The sequence below is a fragment of the Cupriavidus sp. CuC1 genome (assembly GCF_044627735.1).
Lineage (GTDB): Bacteria > Pseudomonadota > Gammaproteobacteria > Burkholderiales > Burkholderiaceae > Cupriavidus > Cupriavidus ulmosensis.
The window spans coordinates 1-4,707 of sequence record NZ_JBIUHC010000299.1 but is presented as its reverse complement, the minus strand read 5'-3'; the positions used below and the strand labels follow the sequence as shown (position 1 = coordinate 4,707).

Genomic DNA, 4,707 nt, shown 5'->3' with positions numbered 1-4,707 from the left:
CAAAAAATCCGCCACATCTCCGCTAAGTGGCTGATCTAAATACAAAATCTACCGTGCGCGCTAATTTCATGGCACTCGTGGCGAGTGAAGTCAGCGCGAGCGCGGCGGCGGCCATCAAAACGGCATCTCCTCGAATTCAGGTACCGGCGGTCGGTACCGCAAGTTCTTCAGCCAGGCCTTGAACTTCTTGATGTCGTCGAACACGAGCAAATCTTCTTCAAGGTCGCGTACGCTCTGTTGGAGGCCGACGATTTCACTGGCAAGATTGCGCATGATTGTGCTGGGCGACAGTTCAACGAAAGGAGGAATGCCATAACTGAGCCGGAAGCCGGTTTCGACATGTCCAATTTCGTGGTCCAGTTCGCGCAGTTGCCCCTTCAGGATCTTGTTATAGTGCCTGAGCCGGTCTTCACTGATGCTATTGATCGCGCTCTGGTCGATGTGCTCCAGTTCGAGTTGTAGCTCTAGCAGTTGCAACAGGTTGTTCTTGCTGTAGGCCTGATTGACACGCTGCATCAGCGCGGTTTTCCGGTCCCGCTCCAGCGGATCGGTTTCGCGGTCAGGATGCAGGGCGCTGGCCAGTTTGCGGTAGATTTCGCGGATGGAAAGGCTGATCTGGGCTTGTTCCGCGTGCGCCCGCGCTTCCGCCGCGATCTGCCTGGGTGACTTTTTCCGTTCGGTGCGACGTTCTTCCCGCGCCCGGTGATCGGCGTCTTCTTTCGCCTGCCTCTGTTGTACCTGCGCGTGAGCGCGCTGCAGCACCTCTTCTGGTGAGCTCATGTCCAGGTTGTCGCCCAGTTCGACACCGAGCATGGCTTCCAGCGCCGATTTCATGTCCTCAAGCTCGGCGGCCGCTTCGCTGTCGTAGTCGGACTGGCTGTATCTGTTGTAGATCGCCTTCAACTCTGTATCGTCACGCTCGGCTACCAGGTCACCAGCCAACTCGGGAATGAGGCGTGCGATCTTGTGTCGCTCCGACTTGGTCAATCCCTTCTGGCCGTGGACCTGGTCCAGGCAATGCACCATTCTGATTTGCAAGTCCGTATAGGTTTGTTCGAGAGGCAGCAATGTGCTGTTGTATTTTTGCTGGAAAGCTGGGGTCACTGCTTCCCATGCGCCCAGCCGCGCGCGTCGCTTTTCGAGTTGCTTGATTAGCGCATTGAACGCCTTCTGTCCTTTCGACAGGATCGGCCTGTTGAGGCCGGGGGCAATGCTGACGGACTTGAGGTTTGTCCTGGTCATGGGATGCGTGTCCTATGAATGAGGCGGGAAACGTAGGCAGAGGGTATTTTAGCGGATGCGCGGCACGCATCCATGTCCGGAAAACGTCTGCGCACCGCGCACGCTCATGCTCCACATGCATGCGGTGGCAAGCAGTTTGCACCAACGCGTATCGTTTACATTAGCCCTATATCGATAACCGGTCTTAGCGATATGGGCACATTGTTCTGGCAAACTGCCGTCTTGCGATTTGCACCTCACCTGCGGCACGCCGCTTGACCACCGTCAGATAGGACTTATCGCGCTCCAATCGACGCTCGATGCCAGACTCTTCCATCCCATCCGATTTCCCCGACACGGCTTCCCTGGCCGCTCTGTGTGCCTGGTACGCAGGTGCATCATCGCGGCAGGCGGTCGAACGGTATTTCCCCGACGCGCTGGGAACAGGCCGCACGGCGCGCAGCGTGATCGGCGATATCCGCCGTCAGCTTGCGGAGTTCGCCCGACGCCGGCGGCGCGAAGAGCCCACCATTGTTGAACTGAAGACCGCGTTCACGCCAACTGCCGCGGAGATCCGCTTCGCGCGCAGCCAGGCACGCCAGCCTTCGACCTCAGTCCTGATTCTTGTTCAGCTCAAATTGCTGCAGCGCCTTAGTTACTTCCCGATGCTGGCCGATGTGCCGGCTGCCGTGATCGAGCACATTGGGGCGGCTCTGCAGGCCCGCCCGCTGTCGCGTGCGGTGGTGGCGCGCTACGATGTTTCGGGCACGCGCGCCCGGCATCAGAAGTTGTTGCGCGCCTATGTTGGCATCCGGCAGGTGGACGCCAACGCGCAGAAATGGCTGGCGTCCCTGGCGGCCGATGCCGCACGGACCAAGGCGGAACTGCCGGATATCGTCAATGTGCTGATCGAGGAGCTGATCCGGAAGCGGTACGAATTGCCACCGCTGGCGGGTCTGCAGCGGACGGCGGCACAGGCCAGGGCCCGGCTCAACGAAGCGATCTTTCGCGCCATCACGGGGGCGCTTGATGACGCGCTGAAGGCCCGCATCGATGCGCTGTTTGACGGTCAGACCGGCAAGTCCGGCTGGGACCAGCTCAAACGCGAGCCCAAGCGTCCGGCCACGCGCAAGATCGCGAGCTTTCTGAAGCATATTCATAGCTTGCGCAAGCTGGCCGATGGCTTGCCGCCAGCGCCGTCGATGCTTTCGATCACCAAGCGAGCACAATTGATCACGGAGGCGCGGGCACTGGACATCACCAAGTTGCGCGCACTCAAGCCCGTCAAGCGCTACACCCTGGCGATGCTCTTCATTCAGGCGCAACTGCAGAAGGCGCTTGACGATGTGGCGGAGATTTTCATCAAGGTGATGCGCAAATTCGAGCCCATCGCCAAGAGTCGGCTGCAGCAATATCAGCTCGCGCATGCCGACGCGCTGGAAGGCCTGGTCAGCCAGTTCCGCGACGTGCTGCAGGTTCTGCAGGACGACGGCATTGCTGACATCTTCCGTCTCCAGAAAGTGCGAGAAGTGCTCGGCAACGATGCCGCCGGCGCGCTCGCCCGCTGCAACGAGCATATCGCCTATGCTGGCAACTTTGATCTGCCGTTCATGTTGCAACCATATCGCCAGCAGCGCTCCTTGCTGTTTCAGTGCGTTGAGGTGCTGCCGCTGTGCTCCAGTTCTCAGGACAAGGCGATCCTGGTGGCGCTGGCCTGGATGCAGGGCTATCGAACCTCGCCCCGCGAGTATCTGCAACTCACCGAGGCGGAATTCGCCAACCTGCCTCTCGACTGGATTCCCGACAAGTGGAACAAAGCCATCTTCCCGGATGGCCGGAATTCGCGGCTTCTGCATCGCCGGTACTTCGAGCTGTGCGTGTTCCACCAGTTGATGCAGGAACTGAACTCCGGCGACCTGTACGTCGAAGGCAGCGATCGCTTTGACGATTTCCGCGTGCATCAGGTCTCGCAAGAGGAGTTTCTGCGGGAGCTGCCGCGCTACTGTGAGATCGTCGGCTTGCCGTCTGATGGCAAGAGCTTCGTCAAAACGCTGCGGGATAAGCTCAGCACCGCGCTTGATGAGGTAGACACCAATTTCCCGGCGAACGACAGTATCGAGTTTGGTGAACAAGGCCTGATCATCCACAAGCCGGGCAAGGAGCCGGAGCCGCCGAACAAGACGCTGATCGACCAGGCCATCACGGCATCGATGCCGCAAATCAGTATCTTGGACGTATTGACCGAAACCGAGCAATGGCTGGACCTGCACAAGCTGTTCGGGCCGCTGTCCGGGTTCGATGCCAAGCTTGACGAGCCGCGCAAGCGCTTTATCAGCACGCTGTTCTGCTACGGCTGCAACCTCGGGCCCAGCCAGACGGCCCGTTCCGTCAAGGGGCTGAGCCGCAAGCAAATTGCCTGGCTGAATCTGCATCACATCACGGAAGAGCGGCTCGACAAGGCGATCGTGAAGGTCATCAACGCCTACAACCAGTTCGCGCTACCAAAATACTGGGGCCGCGGCAAGCGCGTGTCTGCCGACGGCACCAAGTGGAGCCTGTACGAGCAGAACCTGCTGTCGGAGTACCACATCCGCTACGGCGGGTATGGCGGGATCGGCTACTATCACGTGTCCGACATGTACATCGCGCCCTTCAGCAACTTCATCCCATGCGGCGTGCATGAGGCCGTGTACATCCTGGACGGGCTGATCCACAATGGCTCCGACATCCAGCCCGACACCATTCATGGCGACACCCAGGCGCAAAGCGGGCCGGTGTTTGGTCTGTCCTACCTGCTGGGCATCAACCTAATGCCGCGCATGCGCAATATCAAGGGACTGGTGCTGTTCAAGGCGGATCGGCGCCGGAAATACGCTCACATCGAGTCCCTCTGCCGCCAGTCCATCGACTGGAATCTGATTCAGCGCCACTATCCCGACATGCTGCGGGTGGCGGTCTCGATCAAAGCCGGGACAATGACGCCGTCGACCATCCTGCGGCGGCTGGGCTCAGCAAGTGCCAAGAACAAGCTGTACTTTGCATTCCGCGAACTCGGCCGCGTCGTCCGCACGCTGTTCCTGCTGAAGTACCTGAACGAGCCGGAGCTGCGTCGCACGATTCACGCGGCGACGAACAAGAGCGAGCAGTTCAATGACTTCGCCCAGTGGCTGATGTTCGGCGGGGACGGTACCATTGCCGAAAACGTGCGGCACGAGCAGCGCAAGGTCATCAAGTACAACCATCTCGTCGCCAACATGGTCATCCTCTACAACGTCCAGTGGATGTCGCGCAAGCTCAAGGAACTGCAGGAGAAGGGACATCCCGTTGATGCCGAGGTGCTGAAGGTGCTTTCCCCTTACCAGCGCGAGCATATCAATCGGCTCGGGGACTACCTGCTGGACCTCCAGAGACGGGCTCCGCCACTCGATCCAACGATCGATTTTCTTTTCAAATCAGCCGCTTAGCGGAGATGTGGCGGATTTTTTA

2 protein-coding genes are annotated in these 4,707 nt (G+C 59.5%); one reads left to right on the top strand and one right to left on the bottom strand.

Annotated elements, in window-relative coordinates:
• Nucleotides 1-114 precede the first annotated feature (114 nt).
• Entirely contained in the window at nt 115-1,242 is a 1,128-nt protein-coding gene (locus tag ACGLHR_RS50610) for a molecular chaperone DnaJ (protein ID WP_400103534.1), read from the bottom strand.
• A gap of 455 nt (nt 1,243-1,697) precedes the next feature.
• Here ACGLHR_RS50610 and ACGLHR_RS50605 point away from each other — a divergent pair, with 455 nt between their 5' ends.
• Complete coding sequence (locus tag ACGLHR_RS50605; RefSeq protein ID WP_400103535.1) at nt 1,698-4,685, top strand: Tn3 family transposase; 2,988 nt, start codon at nt 1,698-1,700, stop codon at nt 4,683-4,685.
• The last annotated feature ends 22 nt before the right edge of the window (nt 4,686-4,707 follow it).